Annotated in this window: 15 protein-coding genes; 9 read left to right on the forward strand and 6 right to left on the reverse strand. The window is 72.4% G+C overall.

Annotated elements, in window-relative coordinates; all coding sequences use genetic code 11:
- Positions 1-11: 11 nt before the first annotated feature.
- The 5 genes from OG485_RS37210 to OG485_RS37230 all read left to right on the forward strand — a co-directional run bounded on the left by OG485_RS37210 (position 12) and on the right by OG485_RS37230 (position 5,439).
- Positions 12-683 (forward strand): succinate dehydrogenase, encoded by a 672-nt coding sequence (locus tag OG485_RS37210; protein WP_328674795.1) that lies wholly within the window; start codon positions 12-14, stop codon positions 681-683.
- Between the two features lies 1 nt (position 684).
- Complete coding sequence (locus OG485_RS37215) at positions 685-2,646, forward strand: fumarate reductase/succinate dehydrogenase flavoprotein subunit (protein WP_328672972.1); 1,962 nt, start codon at positions 685-687, stop codon at positions 2,644-2,646.
- A complete protein-coding gene (locus OG485_RS37220; protein WP_328672974.1) occupies positions 2,643-3,392 on the forward strand; it encodes a succinate dehydrogenase/fumarate reductase iron-sulfur subunit in 750 nt (249 codons plus the stop codon). The genes OG485_RS37215 and OG485_RS37220 overlap by 4 nt, the downstream gene beginning before the upstream one ends.
- Before the next feature lie 266 nt (positions 3,393-3,658).
- A complete protein-coding gene (locus OG485_RS37225) occupies positions 3,659-4,429 on the forward strand; it encodes a GNAT family N-acetyltransferase (protein WP_328672975.1) in 771 nt (256 codons plus the stop codon).
- Positions 4,429-5,439: a 1-acyl-sn-glycerol-3-phosphate acyltransferase gene (locus tag OG485_RS37230; protein WP_328672977.1), complete on the forward strand. Its 1,011-nt coding sequence runs from the start codon at positions 4,429-4,431 to the stop codon at positions 5,437-5,439. The genes OG485_RS37225 and OG485_RS37230 overlap by 1 nt, the downstream gene beginning before the upstream one ends.
- A gap of 129 nt (positions 5,440-5,568) precedes the next feature.
- Here the strand turns inward: OG485_RS37230 and OG485_RS37235 are convergent, their stop codons facing one another.
- From OG485_RS37235 to OG485_RS37245, 3 genes are all read right to left on the reverse strand, one after another.
- Complete coding sequence (locus OG485_RS37235; protein WP_328674796.1) at positions 5,569-6,285, reverse strand: PH domain-containing protein; 717 nt, start codon at positions 6,283-6,285, stop codon at positions 5,569-5,571.
- 110 nt (positions 6,286-6,395) lie between these two features.
- On the reverse strand, positions 6,396-8,750 hold the full coding sequence (locus OG485_RS37240) for an excinuclease ABC subunit UvrA (protein ID WP_328672979.1): 2,355 nt from the start codon (positions 8,748-8,750) through the stop codon (positions 6,396-6,398).
- Positions 8,751-8,979: 229 nt separating this feature from the next.
- Entirely contained in the window at positions 8,980-9,480 is a 501-nt protein-coding gene (locus tag OG485_RS37245; RefSeq protein WP_328672980.1) for a methylated-DNA--[protein]-cysteine S-methyltransferase, read from the reverse strand.
- A 203-nt stretch (positions 9,481-9,683) separates the two neighbouring features.
- Between OG485_RS37245 and OG485_RS37250 the strand changes: the two genes are divergently transcribed.
- The 3 genes from OG485_RS37250 to OG485_RS37260 all read left to right on the forward strand — a co-directional run bounded on the left by OG485_RS37250 (position 9,684) and on the right by OG485_RS37260 (position 14,193).
- Positions 9,684-10,457, forward strand: coding sequence for a nuclear transport factor 2 family protein (locus OG485_RS37250; RefSeq protein WP_328672982.1), 774 nt, complete (start codon positions 9,684-9,686; stop codon positions 10,455-10,457).
- Positions 10,458-10,541: 84 nt separating this feature from the next.
- Positions 10,542-11,510, forward strand: a complete 969-nt coding sequence (locus OG485_RS37255) for an aldo/keto reductase (protein ID WP_328672984.1) — start codon at positions 10,542-10,544, stop codon at positions 11,508-11,510.
- A gap of 562 nt (positions 11,511-12,072) precedes the next feature.
- Entirely contained in the window at positions 12,073-14,193 is a 2,121-nt protein-coding gene (locus OG485_RS37260; protein ID WP_443048840.1) for a ricin-type beta-trefoil lectin domain protein, read from the forward strand.
- 53 nt (positions 14,194-14,246) lie between these two features.
- On the opposite strand, the gene OG485_RS37265 is transcribed toward OG485_RS37260, so the two are convergent.
- Together OG485_RS37265 and OG485_RS37270 are read right to left on the reverse strand one after the other, a co-directional pair.
- Positions 14,247-14,990: a DUF4232 domain-containing protein gene (locus tag OG485_RS37265; protein WP_328672988.1), complete on the reverse strand. Its 744-nt coding sequence runs from the start codon at positions 14,988-14,990 to the stop codon at positions 14,247-14,249.
- A 142-nt stretch (positions 14,991-15,132) separates the two neighbouring features.
- On the reverse strand, positions 15,133-16,515 hold the full coding sequence (locus tag OG485_RS37270) for a serine/threonine-protein kinase (RefSeq protein ID WP_328672990.1): 1,383 nt from the start codon (positions 16,513-16,515) through the stop codon (positions 15,133-15,135).
- Between the two features lie 9 nt (positions 16,516-16,524).
- On the opposite strand from OG485_RS37270, the gene OG485_RS37275 reads away from it, so the two are divergent.
- Positions 16,525-17,112 carry an RNA polymerase sigma factor gene (locus tag OG485_RS37275; protein ID WP_328672991.1) on the forward strand — a complete coding sequence of 196 codons (588 nt, stop codon included), beginning with the start codon at positions 16,525-16,527 and terminating at the stop codon, positions 17,110-17,112.
- 150 nt (positions 17,113-17,262) lie between these two features.
- On the opposite strand, the gene OG485_RS37280 is transcribed toward OG485_RS37275, so the two are convergent.
- Entirely contained in the window at positions 17,263-18,612 is a 1,350-nt protein-coding gene (locus OG485_RS37280) for a jacalin-like lectin (protein ID WP_328672992.1), read from the reverse strand.
- Positions 18,613-18,614 lie beyond the last annotated feature (2 nt).

Below are 18,614 nucleotides of genomic sequence, written 5' to 3' on the forward strand. Positions count from 1 at the left end.
GACGGCCGTCCATGGCGCGCACCGTGTGGGACAGCTCCGTCGGCAAGAAGACCGTGATGGCCGTCAGCGGCCTGATCATGCTGCTCTACCTGGTCGCCCACATGATCGGGAACCTGAAGATCTACTTCGGCGCGGGCGAGTTCAACCACTACGCCCACTGGCTGCGCACCGTCGGCGAACCCTTCATGCACTACGAGTGGACCCTGTGGCTCGTCCGCGTGGTGCTGGTCGTCGCCGTGGCCGCGCACGCCACGTCCGCGTACCAGCTCAGCCGACGCGACATCAAGGCCCGGCCCGCCAAGTACGTGCACAGGAAGCGCGGCGCGAGCTACGCCACCCGCACGATGCGCTGGGGCGGGATCATCCTCGGCCTGTTCATCGTCTGGCACCTCCTCGACCTGACCACCGGCACCGTGCACTCCGGCGGCTTCCAGGAGGGCCACCCCTACCAGAACGTCGTGGACACCTTCTCCACCTGGTACGGCAACGTCGTCTACATCGTCGCGATGCTCGCGCTCGGCCTGCACATCCGGCACGGCTTCTGGAGCGCCGCCCAGACCCTCGGGGCAGGCAGCCGCACCCGCGACCGCGCCCTGAAGACCATCGCGAACGTCCTCGCGCTGCTGCTCACGGCCGGCTTCATCGCCGTGCCCGTGGGCGTCATGACCGGAGTGGTGAGCTGAAATGACCGCTGAATACGCCCACTTCACGACCGGGGAGCCGGTCGCCGACACCAAGGCGCCGGCCGGCCCGGTCGAAGAGCGCTGGGACAGGCGCCGGTTCGAGGCGAAACTGGTCAACCCGGCCAACCGCCGCAAGCACACCGTGATCGTCGTCGGCACCGGCCTCGCGGGCGGCTCCGCGGGCGCCACCCTCGCCGAACAGGGCTACCACGTCGTCCAGTTCTGCTACCAGGACTCCCCGCGCCGGGCCCACTCGATCGCCGCGCAGGGCGGCATCAACGCCGCGAAGAACTACCGCAACGACGGCGACTCCGTGCACCGGCTCTTCTACGACACCGTCAAGGGCGGCGACTTCAGGGCGCGCGAGTCCAACGTCCGCCGCCTGGCGCAGATCTCGGTGGAGATCATCGACCAGTGCGTCGCCCAGGGGGTGCCGTTCGCGCGCGAGTACGGCGGCCTGCTCGACACCCGCTCCTTCGGCGGCGTCCAGGTCTCCCGCACCTTCTACGCCCGCGGCCAGACCGGCCAGCAGCTCCTGCTCGGCGCCTACCAGGCGCTGTCCCGGCAGATCGCCGCCGGGAACGTCGAGATGCATCCGCGCACCGAGATGCTGGACCTGATCGTGGTCGACGGGAAGGCCCGCGGCATCGTCGCCCGCGACCTGGTCAGCGGCCGGATCGACACCTACTTCGCGGACGCCGTCGTCCTGGCGAGCGGCGGCTACGGCAACGTCTTCTACCTCTCGACGAACGCCATGAACTCCAACGCCACCGCGATCTGGCGGGCCCACCGGCGCGGCGCGTACTTCGCCAACCCCTGCTTCACCCAGATCCACCCCACCTGCATCCCGCGCACCGGCGACCACCAGTCCAAGCTCACGCTGATGAGCGAGTCGCTGCGCAACGACGGCCGCATCTGGGTCCCGAGGGCGCACGGCGACACCCGCCCGCCGAACGAGATCCCCGAGGACGAGCGCGACTACTACCTGGAGCGCATCTACCCCTCCTTCGGCAACCTCGTGCCCCGCGACATCGCCTCCCGCGCCGCCAAGAACGTCTGCGACGAGGGCAGGGGAGTGGGCCCCGGCGGCCAGGGCGTCTACCTCGACTTCGCCGACGCCGTCCGGCGGATGGGCCGCAAGGCGGTCGAGGAGAAGTACGGCAACCTCTTCGACATGTACGCCCGGATCACCGCCGAGGACCCGTACACCGTGCCCATGCGGATCTACCCCGCCGTGCACTACACGATGGGCGGACTGTGGGTCGACTACGACCTCCAGACCACCGTCCCCGGCCTGTTCGCCATCGGCGAGGCCAACTTCTCCGACCACGGCGCGAACCGGCTCGGTGCCTCCGCCCTCATGCAGGGACTCGCCGACGGCTACTTCGTCCTGCCGTCGACCATCAACGACTACCTCGCCCGCAACCCGCACCGCACCACCGACGACGAGCTGAACGACGAACACCCCGCCGTCCAGGAGGTACTGGCCGACACCGAGGACCGGCTGCGGCTCCTGCTCGCCGTCGACGGCGACCGCACCCCCGACTCCTTCCACCGCGAACTCGGCGAACTCATGTGGGAGTTCTGCGGGATGGCCCGTACGGAGAGCGGCCTGCGCAAGGCCCTGGAGCGCATCCCCCAGATCCGCGAGGAGTTCTGGCGGCGCATCAAGGTGCCCGGCACCGGCGAGGAGTTCAACCAGTCGCTGGAGAAGGCCAACCGGATCGTCGACTACCTGGAACTCGCCGAGCTGATGTGCCTCGACGCGCTGCACCGCGCCGAGTCCTGCGGCGGCCACTTCCGCGAGGAGTCCCAGACCCCCGACGGCGAGGCGGCCCGCCGGGACGAGGAGTTCTCGTACGCGGCCGCCTGGGAGTTCACCGACACCGGCGCCGCGCCCGTCCTGCACAAGGAAGACCTGGTCTTCGAGTACGTCCACCCCACCCAGCGGAGCTACGCATGAAGCTCACCCTGCGCGTCTGGCGGCAGAAGAACGCCGACGCCGACGGAGCGATGTCCACGTACGAGGTGGACGGCATCTCCGCCGACATGTCCTTCCTGGAGATGCTCGACACCCTCAACGAGGACCTCATCCTCGCGGGCGACGACCCCGTCGCCTTCGACCACGACTGCCGCGAGGGCATCTGCGGCGCGTGCAGCCTGGTCATCAACGGCGACGCCCACGGACCCGAGCGCACCACCACCTGCCAGCTCCACATGCGCTCCTTCCGCGACGGCGACACCATCGACGTCGAGCCGTGGCGGGCCGCCGCCTTCCCGGTCGTCAAGGACCTCGTCGTCGACCGCTCCGCCTTCGACCGGATCATCCAGGCCGGCGGCTACATCACCGCCCCGACCGGCGCCGCGCCCGAGGCGCACGCCACTCCCGTCCCCAAACCCGACGCCGACTTCGCCTTCGAGCACGCGGAGTGCATCGGCTGCGGCGCCTGCGTGGCGGCCTGCCCGAACGGCGCCGCGATGCTGTTCACCTCGGCCAAGATCAACCACCTGAACGTGCTGCCGCAGGGCGCCCCCGAGCGCGAGACCCGGGTGCTCGACATGGTGGGGCAGATGGACGAGGAGGGCTTCGGCGGGTGCACCCTCACGGGGGAGTGCGCCACCGCCTGCCCGAAGGGCATCCCGCTGTTCTCCATCACGGGCATGAACAAGGAGTGGCTGCGCGCCACCCGCAAGGCCGGCAAGCGTTAGGCACAAAGTCGTTCGCCGTACGGTGCGGACGGGCGGGACCGGGTGTGGTGCTCATACCCGGTCCCGTCTCGCTTTTCCGGGGCACCCCTGTCATTCAACATCCTCACATCCGCCCTCCTGGCAAAGGTCACGCGTACGCCAACCGGCGTCGGAAGAACAGGAGCGCGCAGACCGTTCGGATCCGGCCTGCCTCCCCCGAGCTCTCAATTCCGTTCGAGCAGGGGGGTACCCCCTCCGCCGAACCGGCCCGTGACCAGGAGAGTGCCATGACCGGCGTTTCCACCCTCGACAGCCCGACCCAGCCCGTCGCCCCCACCCGCTACACCGTCACCCTGGCCCGCGACGAGGCCGGCGTCCGGGCCGCGCAGCGCCTGCGGCACGACGTCTTCGCCGGGGAGATGGGCGCCCTCCTGAACACCCCGCAGCCCGGCCTCGACATCGATGCCTTCGACGCGTACTGCGACCACCTGCTGGTCCGCGACACGGAGACGGACCAGGTCGTCGGCACCTACCGGCTGCTGCCGCCCGAGCGTGCCGCGATCGCCGGACGGCTCTACTCGGAGAGCGAGTTCGACCTCGGACCGCTGGCCGGAATTCGCTCCGGGCTGGTCGAGGTCGGCCGCTCCTGCGTCCACCCCGACCACCGCGACGGCGCGGTCATCGGCCTGATCTGGGCCGGGATAGCCCGCTACATGATCGACGGCGGCCACGAATGGCTCGCCGGCTGCTGCTCCATACCCCTCGCCGACGGTGGCGCCCTCGCCGCGGGCACCTGGGACCGGGTGGTGGCCAAGCACCTGGCACCCGAGGAGTTCCGGGTCCGCCCCCTGCTGCCCTGGAGCGCGGAGGGCGTCACCCGGCCCGCGCGCACCGAACTGCCCCCGCTGCTGCGCGGCTATCTGCGCCTCGGCGCCTGGGTGTGCGGCGAGCCCGCGCACGACACGGACTTCGGCGTCGCCGACATGTACGTGCTGCTGTCGATGAGCAGGGTCAACCCGCGCTACCTCCGCCACTTCCTCTCGCTCGTCCCCGCCTGATGAGCACGGCCCGCACCGGAGCGCCGCGTCTCACCGCCCTCCGCCGTCCCCGGTTCGGCGGAGGGCAGGGAGCGGCGCTGCTCCCCGGAACCGCCCCGGCGCCGCGGCCGGCCGCCGGTACCGTGCCCGCGCCGCGGCCGGCCGCCGATCCGGTCCCCGCGCCGCGGCGGCCGGCCGCCGGTCCCGTCCGGGGAGCCAGTGCCTGGCTGCCCACCGCGCCCTGCTCGCCGCGCGACTGCGTGGAGTCCGGGCGGCCCTGGACAGGCGTGCCGCGCGCCGTCCTGCGGTTGGCCGCGCTGCTGGCCGTGGTCGTCCTCGGGGTCGCCCTGGTCCCGCTGATCGCACGGCTGAGGGCGGAGCGACGGGACCGGTGCATCCGCCGCTGGTGCCTGGCCCTGGTGCACACGGCCGGGGTCCGCACCCGGATCACCGGAACCGCCCGGCCCCTCGGCGGGATGCTGATCGTGTCCAACCACATCTCGTGGCTGGACATCCCGCTGCTGGCCGCCGTCCGCCCGGCACGGATGGTCGCCAAGACCGAGGTGCGCGACTGGCCCGTGGCGGGCGCGCTGGCGGCCCGCGGCGGCACGCTCTTCATCGACCGCGACCGGCTGCGGGCCCTGCCCGGCACGGTGGAGCGGATCGCCGCGACCCTGCGCGGCGGCTCGGCCGTCGCCGCGTTCCCCGAGGGCAGCACCTGGTGCGGCCGGGCCCACGGCCGCTACCGCAGGGCCCTGTTCCAGGCCGCGCTGGACGCCGGAGTGCCGGTCCAGCCGGTGCGGATCCGGTACCGGTTCGCCGACGGTGCGGCGAGCACCGCGCCCGCGTTCGTCGGAGAGGACTCGCTGCTCGCCTCGCTGTGGCGCGTGGTGTCGGCGCGCGGCCTGGTGGCCGAGGTGAGCCTGCGGCCCCCGTTCCCGGCGGGCAGCCACCCCGACCGCCGGTCCCTGGCCGAGGCGGCACAGGCCTCGGCGGGCGATCCCGGCCCAGGCCCCGGGGCGCATCTCTGAGAGCCGGTTTCGTGTTCCGGGGCGGGCCCCTGAGATCCAGGGGTTCCGCCACCGGAGCCGCCCGAGCACACGGGCGGGGCGGAACGAGGCCGCCGGAGGGCATCGGTGCCGCGCCGGGGAGCGCGTGGCTCAGCCGTTCCGCATCCGACGGCGGTACGTGGTGATCGCGGTCAGCGCGAAGACCAGCGGCAGGCCAAGACCCAGTACCACGAGCGGCCGCAGCACCGACTCCAGCCAACCGGGCATGTCCACGAAGAGCGGCAGCAGCATCAGCACCGTCAGCGGGACGAATGCCAGCATCGTGTTGGCGATGGCGTTCAGTATCGCGCCGTGGCGGGCGTTGTGCCGGTCGATGCGGGCGGCGGCCTCGGGGACGGGCGCCCAGTCCTCGCCGCGGAGTTCCTCCCAGGCCTCCAGCAGTACCGCGACCTCGCGCTCCACGTTCACGTGCAGGTCGTCGAGGAAGGGCAGCAGCACCTTCTTGCCGTCCCGGCCGAAGGCGTAGACCAGCACATCGGGCGCGTGCTCGTGCAACGCCGCGCCAGGATTCAGCTCGCCCCTGATGTCCTGGATGTCCTCCCAGGCCAGCCGGCGCCGCCTGACCATGGCGCGTACATGGACCGCCTTGAGGTCCGCCGTGGTGGAACAGCGCAGGGTGGCGTAGAAGAGCCAGCCCATGAGCGCCACCCACGCGACGAGGAAGGGGTACGTGAACGAGGTGGGCAGATCGTCCGCGCTCAGCAGCGCCAGCGCCACGCTCACCGTGCCCGCCGTGATCACCCAGAGGAACAGACGCATCCGGGACCGCTTCAACCGGTACTCGCGAGGCAGCCCCTCGTACCCCATGCCCACTGATCCGCTCCTCCCGGCCCAGCCCGTCATCGCCACCATGGTGTGGCCTCAACTCCATTGTGTCGAGCGCTATTTGGGGCCTCGCGGTGCAGACCGATCAGCCCTTAGCGGCGCCCGCCGAGTGCTCGGGCGAGGTAGGGCGCCGTCCGGCCGGCCGCCGTGGCCACCCGCCCGGGGGGACCGGCGGCCACGATCCGGCCTCCCTCGTCACCCCCGCCCGGACCCAGGTCGATGACCCAGTCGGCGCCCGCCACCACCGTCATGTCGTGCTCCACCACCACGACGGTGTGACCTGCGTCCACGAGCCCGTGCAACTGGCCCGTCAGCACCTCGACATCGGCAGGGTGCAGTCCCGTCGTCGGCTCGTCGAGGAGATAGAAGGTGTGCCCCCGGCGGATCCGCTGCAACTCGCTCGCCAGCTTGATGCGCTGGGCCTCGCCGCCCGACAACTCCGTGGCGGGCTGGCCGAGCCGCACGTAGCCGAGGCCCACGTCGAGCAGGGTGCCGAGGCTGCGCGTGACGGCCGGGGCGTCCGCGTCGGCGAAGAACCGCGCCGCCGCCTCGACCGTGAGATCCAGGACCTGCGCGATGTTCCGTCCCCGGTACGTCACTTCGAGGGTCTCGGGGTTGTAGCGCGCGCCGCCGCAGTCCGGGCACGGGGCGTAGGTGCTGGGCAGGAACAGGAGCTCCACACTGACGAAGCCCTCGCCCTGACAGGTCTCGCAGCGCCCTCCGGCCACGTTGAAGGAGAACCGTCCCGCGCCGTAGCCGCGCGCCGTGGCCTCCTTCGTCCCGGCGAACACCTTGCGCACGACGTCGAACAGCCCGGTGTAGGTGGCGAGATTGGAGCGGGGCGTACGGCCGATGGGTCTCTGGTCGACACCGACCAGCCGTCCGACGCCCGCCAGGTCCTCGGTCAACTCGCCGATCAGTGTGGACTTCCCGGAGCCGGAGACCCCGGTGACCGCGGTGAACACACCGAGCGGGAACTCGGCGGTGACCCCGCGCAGATTGTGCCGGGTCACCGGACCGACCGACACCCGTCCCCGGGGCGTGCGCACCGGGCGCGCCGGTGCGGGGGAGCGGTCGAAGAGGAAGCGTGCCGTCGCGGACTCCGGCACACCCTCCAGCCCGGCGACCGGCCCGCTGTGCAGGACCTGCCCGCCGTGCTCCCCCGCCAGCGGTCCCACGTCGACCAGCCAGTCGGCGCCGCGCACGACATCGAAGTGGTGCTCCACGACGAACACCGAGTTGCCCGCCGCCTTCAGCCGCTCCAGCACGGTGAGCAGGGCCTCCGTGTCCGCCGGGTGCAGTCCGGCGGACGGCTCGTCGAGGACGTACACCACGCCGAACAGCCCGGAGCGCAACTGCGTCGCCAGGCGCAGCCGTTGCAGTTCGCCCGCCGAGAGGGTGGGGGTGGCCCGGTCGAGGCTGAGGTAGCCGAGTCCGAGCTCCATGACGGGCGCGATACGGGAGGCGAGGTCCTCGGTCAGGACGCGGGCGGTCTCGGAGTCGGCCGTGAGGGACTTCGCGAGATCGACCAGCGGCAGCGCGGCCAGCTCGGCGATGGTGCGCCCCGCGAACGTCACCGCCAGTGCCTCGGGCCGCAGCCTGGCGCCGCCGCACACCGGGCAGGGGGCGGCGGCGAGGAATCGCTCCGCCTTGGCCCGCAGGGTGGCGCTCTTCGTGTCGGAGAAGGTCTTCATGACATAGCGCCGGGCGCTCATGTACGTGCCCTGGTAGGGGCGTTGGATCCGTTCGGCCTCACGTACCGGATGCACGGTGACCACCGGCTGCTCGTCCGTGAACAGGATCCACTCCCGCTCCCCGGCGGGCAGTTCGCGCCAGGGCCGGTCCACGTCGTGGCCGAGCGTGCCGAGGATGTCCCGCAGGTTCTTGCCCTGCCAGGCCCCCGGCCAGGCGGCGATCGCGCCCTCGCGGATCGACAGCTCCGGATCGGGGACCAGCAACTCCTCCGTCGTACGGTGGACCTGGCCGAGGCCGTGGCACCCGGGGCACGCCCCCGCGGCCGTGTTCGGCGAGAAGGCGTCCGAGTCGAGCCGCTCGGCGCCCGCCGGATACCGGCCCGCACGCGAGAACAGCATCCGCAGCGAGTTGGACAGATTGGTGACCGTGCCCACGGAGGACCGGGAGGTCGGCGCCGACCTGCGCTGCTGGAGGGACACCGCCGGCGGCAGCCCGGTGATCTCCCCGACCTTGGGCGCCCCCACCTGATGGATCAGCCGCCGGGCGTAGGGGGCGACCGACTCGAAGTACCGCCGCTGCGCCTCCGCGTAGATCGTTCCGAAGGCCAGCGACGACTTCCCGGACCCCGACACCCCGGTGAACACCACGAGGAGGTCCCGCGGGATGTCGACGTCGACACCCCGCAGATTGTGCTCCCGGGCGCCGCGGACGCGGACGTACGAGTCGTGGGGGCGGCCGTCGGGGCTGGGCATCGGCGGGACTCCTGGTGGCGGCCCGGGGCGCGGTCCGGTGGGCCGCGGCCCGGCCGTCGGGGGCAGGGGGCAGGGGGCAGGGCAAACCCCACGATTCTAGGCCGTGCCCGGTCCCGCTACCCGGGCGCGACGGGCGGGACCCGGAAGGCCGTCCGGCCGGACGCCCGGACGACCCGCAGGGACGCGCCCGCGCCGGTGGGGACGACCGGCAGGGACGCGCCCGCGCAGGTCAGGACGGCACGTCCTCCAGGTCCAGGAGCTGTCGCTTGCGCTCCAGGCCCCCGGCGTAGCCGGTGAGCGCCCCGCTCGCGCCGATCACGCGGTGGCAGGGGCGGACGATCAGCAGCGGGTTCGCCCCGATCGCCGTACCGACGGCACGGACCGCGGCCCTGGACGCGCCGATCCGCGCGGCGACCTCCCCGTAGCTGACCGTGGTGCCGTACGGGATGGTCTCCAGGGCCTTCCAGACGCGCCGCTGGAAGTCACTGCCGTTCGTCACGTACTCGATGTCGAAGGCGGTCAGCCGGCCGTCGAAGTACGAGCTCAGCTGGGAGACGATCTCCCGGAAGGCGTCCGCGTCCTCCCGCCAGCCGGTCTGGACGACCGCGCCGTACTTCTGGTCCGGCACGGACAGCGCGGCGAGCGCGGTGCCGCCCTTGGCGGTGGCCGACCCCTCACCCACCAGCAGCAGTCGGCCGAGCGGGCTGTCCATGGTCGTGTAGACCGTCATCGGTCGGTCCTTTCCGAGTTCTCACAGCGTGTTCACCCTCAACAGTGCGCCCTGCGCGGCCTCGCGTCCGGCGGGATTCGGACAGAGCGCTGAGCGGGTGCTCCGGCGACGCCGTACGCACGGGTCTCCCGCCCTGGGGTCGCGCCGGGGCCGGTGCGGGCACACGATCGAAGGCGACCACTCCGCACGGCCCAGGAGTCCCCATGGTCTGGATCCCGCAGATCCCCGACCTCGTCGACCGGCTCGGCGACGCCGAGCTCGCCGACGCCCTGCGCGACCCGGCGACGGCCACCGTACCCGTCGCCCTCGACGACCCGGAGGCCGGCCGGATCAGCGGTGTCGCCGTCCTGGCGGCCTGGCTGGCCGTGCAGGACACCTGGAGGGCGGAGCGGAAGGCGGAGATCGAGGAGGTCGCCACCACACTCGGCGAGCGACGGGCCGTGGGGGAGTGGGTCGTCCATCTGGAGGGTGCGGAGGGCGAGCGCGTCGGGCTGCCCGTGGCCGCCGTGGTGGACCTCGCCTCCGCGCTGCCGGTGCGGGTCCACCACTCCCGGCTGCCGCTGCCCGGCCGGCGCGTCGTGCGCCGCCCGATGACGCCGCCCGACCCGTCGGCGCACGCCTCCGACGTGGTGGGCGCCTACCTGGCCGCCCTCGGCGCGGGGGACACCGCGGCCGTCGTCGCCGCGTTCGCGCCGGACGGGTCCTTCCGGGGGCCGGCCGCCGGCGCGCGCCGGTACACGGGGACCAAGGAGCTGACCGAACTCCACGACGCCTTCTTCGCCGCGGGCGGCGGCATCCCGCTCACCCTGTGCACCGTGACCGAGGACGGCACCCGCACCGCGTTCGAGTACGTCGTCGACCGCTGGGGCGGCGCCGCTCTGCCGCCGCAGCCGGGCCTCGCGGTCTGCGCCCGGGGCGGCGATGGCCTGATCGCGTCGGCGCGGGTGTACGACGACCTGGAAGCGCCTGTGGAGTAGGGCTGTCGGGTGTCCCCGGCGGGCAGGAATGTGTCCTCGGATCTCCCCGCCCCACCCCCACCGGCAGCGAGAGCAGGAGTGAGCATGCGGTACGTGAAGCTCGGTTCGACGGGTCTGGACGTCTCCCGGATCTGCCTTGGCTGCATGAGCTTCGGCCTGCCCGACCGGGGCGTCCACGAGTGGACCCTCGACGAGGAGGCATCGCGCCCCTTGATCCGCCAGGCCCTGGAGGCCGGGATCACCTTCTTCGACACGGCGAACGTGTACTCGGACGGCACCAGCGAGGAGATCGTCGGACGGGCGCTCGGCGAGTTCGCGCGCCGCGACGAGATCGTCATCGCCAGCAAGGTCAACGGCGCGATGCACGAGGGCCCCAACGGCCGTGGACTGTCCCGCAAGGCGATCATGACGGAGATCGACAACAGTCTGCGCCGCCTCGGCACCGACTACATCGACCTCTACCAGATCCACCGATTCGACCGCCGCACCCCCGTCGAGGAGACGATGGAGGCGCTGCACGACGTGGTCAAGGCGGGCAAGGCCCGTTACCTCGGGGCGAGTTCGATGTACGCGTGGGAGTTCTCCAAGGCCCAGTACACGGCCACGCTGCACGGCTGGACCAGATTCGTGTCCATGCAGAACCACTACAACCTCCTCTACCGCGAGGAGGAGCGCGAGATGCTGCCGCTCTGCGCCGACCAGGGTGTCGGCGTCCTGCCGTGGAGCCCGCTGGCCCGTGGCCGGCTCACCCGTGACTGGGACACGTCCACCGAACGCAGCCGAGGCGACCGGTTCGGCCGGAACCTGTACCAGGACGGCGACCGCGGGATCGTCGACGCGGTCGCGCGCGTCGCCGCCGGGCGTGGGGTGCCGCGCGCCACGGTCGCGCTCGCCTGGCTGCTGACGCGCCCCACCGTGACCGCGCCCATCGTCGGCGCCGGCAGGGCGGCGCACATCGAGGACGCGGTCGCCGCGCTCGACCTGGAGCTCTCGGACAAGGAGACCGAGGAGCTGGAACAGCCGTACACGCCCCGGGCGATCAGCGGTCACTGACGCGTACGGGCCCCCGCGGCGCCGACGGCCCCCGAGCGGGCGACGCCCCGGCCACCGCGACCGGGCCGCCCGTCGTCGTGGTCCGGCGTGCTCACGACGGCCGGCTCCGGGCGGACCAGGAATTCCGTGCGGAAAGGTGCTCGGATGAGCGCATGAGAGCGCTCCCATTGTGGAGACTTCGGGACGGAAGGTCGGGTCGCCGGGTTTCCGAATTTCTTTTGGCGCGGGCCCGCTGACATTTGGTCAATATTCGCGACCGTGCCGCATTAAGGGAAAATCCGGGATCGCTTGTTCCCGCTCGCCGCCCTGTGCAAAGGTGGGCGTTGTCGGCGTGCAGACAATATTGGGTTCGTTCTGCACGCGTGCGGCGCGCCCGCTTCCCCTCGCCCGAAAGGGCTGTCAGGGGCGGTCGTTCCCGACGTCACCACCACCCCCTGGGTAGACCCTCCGGTTCCGACGGGCGGTCTACATACCCATTGGTATGGACAATTGCTGCGCTGCCTTTGGAAGGAAAGCGGACGTGAATGACGGAACGCAGTCTCATTCGTCTGACCCCGACCGCTTGTTCGAGGCGTCGGATGAACGGCTCGCGGCCGAGCTGAAGAGGCAGGGTGGCGCGCCCGCGAACTATCCCGTCGGGGAACTCCTGGACCGGCACTGGGAGGCGGTGTTCTCTTACGCCCGGCTGTGCACCGGCGGCGTACGGCCCGCGGGAATGCTCACCACCGCCTCATTCACGCGGATGTTCGGGGATTCGCTGCACCAGGCCGGGCCGAGCGCCGCATGGCGACCCCAACTGCTCGTCACCGTCCGCCGGATAGCGGCCGAGTGGCTCATGGACCAGCGGCGTGAACTGCTCGCTCCGGAACTTCTGGCCGAAGCGGACCGGGAGGACCGCGTGGACCGCGCGGCGGCGCGACTGCTTCCGCCGGAGGACAGGCGGCTCATCTCCCGCGCGTTCCAGCGGCTGCCCGAGCCGGCCCGCTGCCTGTTGTGGCACGGGGAGGTGGAGGCGGAACAACCGGAGGTACCCGCGGCCCTGTTGGGGATCTTCCCCGAGGACGCGGTCACCGAACTGGAGCGGGCCAGAGAACGCCTGCGCCAGGGCTGTCTGGAGATCCACCACGAACTCGCCCCCAGCCAGGAGTGCCGCCGCTACCACCGCATGCTCGACGTCTCCTTCCGGCGCGGCGGTACCGACCTCGACCCCGACCTGCGCAACCACATGGACGAATGCGGCCACTGCCGGTACGCGGCCGACCAGTTGAGCCTGTTCAACGGCGAACTCGCCGTCCCGCTCGCCGAGGCGGTGCTCGGCTGGGGCGCGCACGCCTATCTGGCCTCCCGGCAGGCGCGGGCCGCGGCGGCCACGGAGGAGGTCCAGGAACAGAAGGGCGACGGTACCGGCCGGTTCTACGCGGATGGAACGACCGTCGCCGGAAGCGGCCAGGCCTTCACCGGCCATGTCTTCACCGACGGAGCCACGGGTGCCACCGGCGGCCCGGCCGCCGGGACCGCCGGGATCGTCGAGTTCCAGCCCGACGCCGACGACGTACGCCCTCCGGGCCTTCCTCCGCGCACCCCGCCGGACGCCCGTCGGTACGGCGGCACGCCGCCCACGGCCCACGAGAGGGCCACGCAGCGGCCGTCCACCCCGTCCGGACAGGACGCCGCCGAACCCGGCGAAGGCAGGCGCGCCTCCCGCCGCCGGGGCGCAACCCGTACCGGCGACGGAACCCGCGCCTCCCGCCGGGCCGCGGGGCGCAAGGCGGCCCGGCGCGCACCGGGCCGCCGCAACGTCGCCGTCGCCGTGCTGACCCTCAGCGCGCTCATCGCGGTTCCGCTGGTCCTGTGGGCGTCCGACGCGGACCCGGACGGTCGGCACGACACGACCGACCGCGGCCACACGTCGGCGGCATCGAGCGGGGAAACGAACCCGTCGTGGGCCCGGAACGGCGAGAAGAAGGACGGGACCGTCCGCGGCCGGCTGCACAACACGGCGACCGACCGGTGCGTCGGTTTCGCCGGAGCGACGCCCGCGAGCGGTGCCGAGGCCCGGCTCGTCCCGTGCTCCTCGGAGTCGGCGACGGAGTGGTCGTACGCGGCGGACGGGCTGCTGCGCGACGCGGCCCACCCGGACCTGTGCCTCGACTCCCACCTCGCCTACTCCGTCCAACTGGCCCCCTGTACGGGCGCGTCACAGCCCGGCGGCAAGAACATCCGCTACGACTTCACCCTCCAGGGCATGCTCGTGCCGCGCTGGAACCAGGACCTGGCCCTCGTTCCCGCGTCGGCCGAGGGGGAGTCCGACCTCGTCCTCAAACTCCGCAAGGACGAACCGATCCAGCACTGGACGCTCGACACCTCCTCGCCCTCGCTCCAGCTGGAGGTCGTCAACTGGGACTCCGCGAAGGGTGACGCGAAGGGCTCCGCCACCGGCAAGCCCTCCACGTCGGCGACGGCACCCGTCAGTCCCCGGACGCCGACCGCGACGGCCGCGACCCCTGCCCACGCCACTCCGTCCGCGGAGCCGTCCGACAGCACCTGCGCCTCCGCGTCCGCTCTCTGCCCGGGGGACGGTCCGGGCGGCTCGCCCCGGGACGGCGGATACGTCACGGACTCCGGTTCCGGTTCCGGGGGTTTCGGATCGTTCGGCGGCGGGGGTGAGGGAGGCCGCCGGTGACGTGACGGGCTCCGTCGGCCGCCTGTCCGCGGCGCGGCCGTCGTGGGGCTACGTCAGGGGGCGGTCCCGGGGCTGAGGACTGTCAGGCGGACCGATGACGCGTTGCCGGACACGGGCACCTTGCCCTGCGTCCACGCCACCGTGAGGGAGTCCAGCTCGTCGGGCGGCGTGACGATCAGCGAGGCGGGGGTCGCCGTGTCCGCCCCGCTGATCTCCGGGTTGGAGAAGGTCAGGCCCGACCACGCGCTGTGTCCGGGCGCGAGCACGACCGTCGTCGGCGTGCCCGGGGACCGCTGGGGGTCGGGTCCGAGCTGCTTGCCGGAGGCGTCGACGAAGGCCGCGCCGGGATAGCCGCGCACCGTGCAGGTACGCCCGGACTTGTTCGTCAGGACGACCGGGAAGTTCTGCTGCCCCGCTCCGGGGTCGTTACGGCCGACGGAGGCGCGCAGCTCCGAGGTGTGGCACCGCCCGCCGCCACCGGCGCTCCCCGAGGTGGCCGTGGCCGGGGCGGACCCGCTCCCCGTCCCGGTTCCCGCCTTCTTCGACGGGGAACTCGCGGCCGGGCTGGCCGCCGGTGTGGAACCCGCCTTCGTGCTCGTGTCGCCGGAAGCGGGTCCGGCCGTACCGGGAAGAGTCTTCGGCGAACTCTGCGGGGAGCCGCTGTTGCAGGCGGTCAGCAGGCTCAGCAGGGCGGCACCCGCGAGCAGCGCGGCCCGCCGGGCGGTGGGTGAAACGCGGTGCGCGGACACCGTGCCGGGCCGGTCCGGGTCCGCCACCGTGCGCGGGAAGGTCGACATGTCACCACTCCTTGCGAATCTCCGTACGAGGCCATCGCACCTGTGCGGGGCGCGTCGCGCCCCTCACTCCTCTTGGATGCGCCCGGGGACCGAAAAGTTCGCGGGAACGCCGACGGGTTCCGGCGGGACCGCCCGTCCAGGATCAGGCCTTGAGGCGTACGGAGGCGATGACGCCGTCGGCCGTGTCGTCGTCGCCGCTCTCCTGGCGGATCTGCACGTACACCTGGGGCTGCCCGCCGCCCGGCGAGGTCAGCGCGGCCTCGGTGAGACGGCCGTCCTCGCCGGGACAGCCGTCCCAGGTCCGTATCAGCCCGTGCCAGCGCGCGCCGGAATAGGCGTGGCTTCCGGCGTAGTGGCATCCCGGGTGCGCGATGGCCCGGACCTCGCCGCTCACGTCGCCGTGCGCGCTGAGTCCGACGAAGGCTCCGTCGACGCCGGCGCTGAGGTCCGGCCAGCGCGCCAGGCGGTTCGCGACGACGAGGCCGGGTTCCGTGCCGTCCTCGAGACCCAGCGAGCGCGGATTCCACCCGGAGTCGCGTACCTGCCCGCCCCAGCCGGCCGGCACCTCCACCGTGATCCGGCCCGTGCCGTCCTCGACCGCCAGGGTGCTCGCCGCGGACTCCTTCGTCAGCAGTACGGCGGTGACGCCGACGGCGCAGGCCATGGCGGCACCCGCCAGCGCGAAGAGCGTGGTGCGCCGGCTTCGCCGGGACGCGGGGGCACCTCCGGCCGCGGCCTCCCCGGCCAGCCGTTCGAGCTCCGCCGCGAAGACGGCGGCGCTCGGCCAGCGCCGCTCCCGGTCCGGTTCCATGGCGCGCAGCAGTGCCCGTCCGACGTCCGGACCGAGGCCCGTACGGAGCCGGTCGGGGCGATCGACCTGGCCGGGCGGGCCCGGAACCGAACCGGTGACGAGGTGGTGGCCGAGGGCACCCAGGCTGTACACGTCGGCCCGCGCGTCGATCCCGGATCCGGGCCGGGCCTGCTCGGGCGGGGTGTAGCCGGCCGAGCCCGCGGCGAGGGTGAGTCCGGAGGCCTGGGCCAGGCTCTTGGCGAGCCCGAGGTCGGCCAGCAGCACCCGGTCGGCTCCGCCGGGTGTGGTGCGCAGCAGCACGTTGGAGGGCTTGATGTCGCGGTGCACGATCCCGGCCGCGTGCAGCGCGGCAGCGCCCCGCGCCGCGAGCGCCGTCAGGCGCAGCGCCTCGGCGACCGGCAGCGGACCGGCCTCGATCCGCTCGGCGAGGGTGCCACCGTCGGCGTACTCCATGACGAAGTAGGGCCTGCCGTCCGGGAGTTCACCGATGTCGTAGACCTGGACGACCCGGCTGGAGTCGGCCTTGCGCAACAGCCGGGCCTCGGTGAGGAAGCGCTCCCGGATGTCCAGGCGGTCGACCCAGTTCTCGGTGAGAACCTTGACCGCGACGGCCGCGTCGAGAACGTCGTCATGGGCGAGCCAGACCACGCCGAAACCACCCGCGCCCAGGCGCCGTTCGAGGCGGTAACGGCCGATCCGCTCCAGCGAGTGCATACGACTATCATGCCTGGCTCTGGCCGGCACCGAGGGGAGCGCCAGGTGGGCGAGGCGGCGGAGACCGAGGAGCTCGCGCTGCGGGCGGCGGCCGGAGACCGGGCGGCACTCGACGTCCTGTTGCGGCAGGTCCGGCCCGAGGTCGTGCGGCGCTGCGGGCGCTTTCTGCCGTGCCGCGAGGACGCCGAGGAGGCGGCCCAGGACGTCCTGCTCCAAGTCGCCCGGAACATCACGGCGTTCGAGGGGCGCAGCCGGTTCGGCACCTGGCTGCACACGGTCGTCGCCAACTGCGCCCGGCAGAAGTACCGCGAGCTGAAGCGGCGTGCCGCCGAGCGGCCGGAGGCCATCGACGCGGCGCGGTACGTCGATCCGCGGACGACAAGTGTCATCGCGGGTTCCCGGGTCGACCTCCTGGAGGCGCTGGAGCGCCTGGAGCGCGAACACCCGCATCTGGTGGAGCCGTTGGTCTACCGGGACATCTGTCAGCTCGAGTACGCGGAGGCCGCCGAGCGCGTCGGCATTCCGCTCGGCACGCTCAAGTCCCGTCTGCATGAGGCACGCAGAAGGGTCAGGCCCTGGCTGTCGGACGCTTCCTGACGGGGCGACGGGATGGTCCGGGTGACAGGGCGGCCGGGTGACGGAGTGGTTCCGGTGGCCGGGTGGCCGGAGGCCGGTGGCGCCGGGTTCCCGCCGGGTCCGGGAACCTGCGGGAACCCGGCGGGAACGGCCTGGGTGCCTGCCGTCCGGTCAGCGCTGGGTGTAGACGAAGCCGATCTTGTCGACCTCGTCCCCGGCGCGGCCGTGGAAGCCGGCGATCTGCCAGCCGCTCGGCGCGGTGCGGGTCACGCAGTCCGATGTCGTCGTGCCCCCGGACAGGGTGCGGCCGAGGCTCGTGGTGAACTTCGCTGAGAATATGCGGGTATGACTGTCCTTCACTCCCTCGCAGAGCTGCGCGGAAGCGACGTACTCGCCGCTGCCGAGGGTCAGCGAGGCGGTGGTACCGCCCGTGCCGCCGTGCGTGAGCGTGGTGCCGTCGCTCAGTGTCAGTCCCATCCGGTCGATCCGCGCGCCGCTGCCGAGGGACACGACGGACGCGCGGGCGCCGGCCGGCACCCGGGCGATGTCGTTGAAGTAGTCGCCGTGCGGCCCGCCGAACTGGTCGCTGAGCTGGAAGCCGCTGTTGCGTGACCAGGTGAACGACGCGGTGATCGGATCGTGATCGGAGAGCATCAGGCCGTCGGAGGTCAGGAAGCGTGTGTGCTCGTTGCGGTAGTTCGTGGCGTGGAGCGTGACGAGCTTGCTGCCGCGGTAGAGGATCTTGTCGACGACCTCGCAGGTGTCGGGCACGGTGGTGCCGCTCTGGTCGCAGACGAGGGCGTCGCTCCCCTTGGCCGGCGGGGTGCCGCCGCGGACGAGCTGGACCCAGGCGTCCGACAGCCCGTTGGCGGCGGCGAACTCCGCGATGGTGTCGCCGGAGCGGGTGTAGCGGGTGTTCGTGTCGCCCATGACGACGACGGCGTTGCCCGCGGAATGGGAGCCGATGAAGGCGGTGAGCTGGTTGAGATTGTCGGCGCGGGAGGCGAGATCGCCGTCACTGGTGCCCGCGTTGGTGTGCACGTTGTAGAAGTCGACGTAGACACCCTCGGCCAGGCGCTCCCGCATGAACGTGAAGCCCTTGGGCGTGAGGCAGTCGCCGGAGTCGATCTGGCAGGAGTTCCAGCCGACCCGCTCGAAGTCGTCGGTGTCGTACGAGATCTTCGAGAGGGTGTTGAGACCGCTGCCGATGCCCGCGCCGCCGCTGGTCGGGGTGCGGTAGGCGTGCGCGGTGTCGGACGCGTACAGCGCCGCGTGGTAGTTGAAGTCCTCCTCGACATGGACGATGTCGTAGGGGGCGACGAGTCCGCCGATCGCGGTGGTCGCGGCCTGGCGGGGTGTCGGCGCGCTGGAGATGCCGTCGGGCAGCCCGGCGACGTTGTAGCTGAGCACACTGAACGTGCCCGAGTCGGCGGCCGTGGCGGGGGACGCGGCTGAGGTGAGCCCGCCGAGCGCGGCGGCTGCCGCCGCCGCACCGGCGAGAAGTCTGCGGAGAGGGGACATCG

Source organism: Streptomyces sp. NBC_00328, assembly GCF_036139655.1.
GTDB lineage: Bacteria > Actinomycetota > Actinomycetes > Streptomycetales > Streptomycetaceae > Streptomyces.

What these genes read in the sequence shown, in the direction of transcription:
- OG485_RS37210 (WP_328674795.1), top strand. Translation starts at nt 12, where the DNA reads ATGGCGCGCACCGTGTGGGACAGCTCCGTCGGCAAGAAGACCGTGATG.
- OG485_RS37215 (WP_328672972.1), top strand. Translation starts at nt 685, where the DNA reads ATGACCGCTGAATACGCCCACTTCACGACCGGGGAGCCGGTCGCCGAC.
- OG485_RS37220 (WP_328672974.1), top strand. Translation starts at nt 2,643, where the DNA reads ATGAAGCTCACCCTGCGCGTCTGGCGGCAGAAGAACGCCGACGCCGAC.
- OG485_RS37225 (WP_328672975.1), top strand. Translation starts at nt 3,659, where the DNA reads ATGACCGGCGTTTCCACCCTCGACAGCCCGACCCAGCCCGTCGCCCCC.
- OG485_RS37230 (WP_328672977.1), top strand. Translation starts at nt 4,429, where the DNA reads ATGAGCACGGCCCGCACCGGAGCGCCGCGTCTCACCGCCCTCCGCCGT.
- OG485_RS37235 (WP_328674796.1), bottom strand. Translation starts at nt 6,285, where the DNA reads ATGGGGTACGAGGGGCTGCCTCGCGAGTACCGGTTGAAGCGGTCCCGG.
- OG485_RS37240 (WP_328672979.1), bottom strand. Translation starts at nt 8,750, where the DNA reads ATGCCCAGCCCCGACGGCCGCCCCCACGACTCGTACGTCCGCGTCCGC.
- OG485_RS37245 (WP_328672980.1), bottom strand. Translation starts at nt 9,480, where the DNA reads ATGACGGTCTACACGACCATGGACAGCCCGCTCGGCCGACTGCTGCTG.
- OG485_RS37250 (WP_328672982.1), top strand. Translation starts at nt 9,684, where the DNA reads ATGGTCTGGATCCCGCAGATCCCCGACCTCGTCGACCGGCTCGGCGAC.
- OG485_RS37255 (WP_328672984.1), top strand. Translation starts at nt 10,542, where the DNA reads ATGCGGTACGTGAAGCTCGGTTCGACGGGTCTGGACGTCTCCCGGATC.
- OG485_RS37265 (WP_328672988.1), bottom strand. Translation starts at nt 14,990, where the DNA reads ATGTCGACCTTCCCGCGCACGGTGGCGGACCCGGACCGGCCCGGCACG.
- OG485_RS37270 (WP_328672990.1), bottom strand. Translation starts at nt 16,515, where the DNA reads ATGCACTCGCTGGAGCGGATCGGCCGTTACCGCCTCGAACGGCGCCTG.
- OG485_RS37275 (WP_328672991.1), top strand. Translation starts at nt 16,525, where the DNA reads ATGCCTGGCTCTGGCCGGCACCGAGGGGAGCGCCAGGTGGGCGAGGCG.
- OG485_RS37280 (WP_328672992.1), bottom strand. Translation starts at nt 18,612, where the DNA reads ATGTCCCCTCTCCGCAGACTTCTCGCCGGTGCGGCGGCGGCAGCCGCC.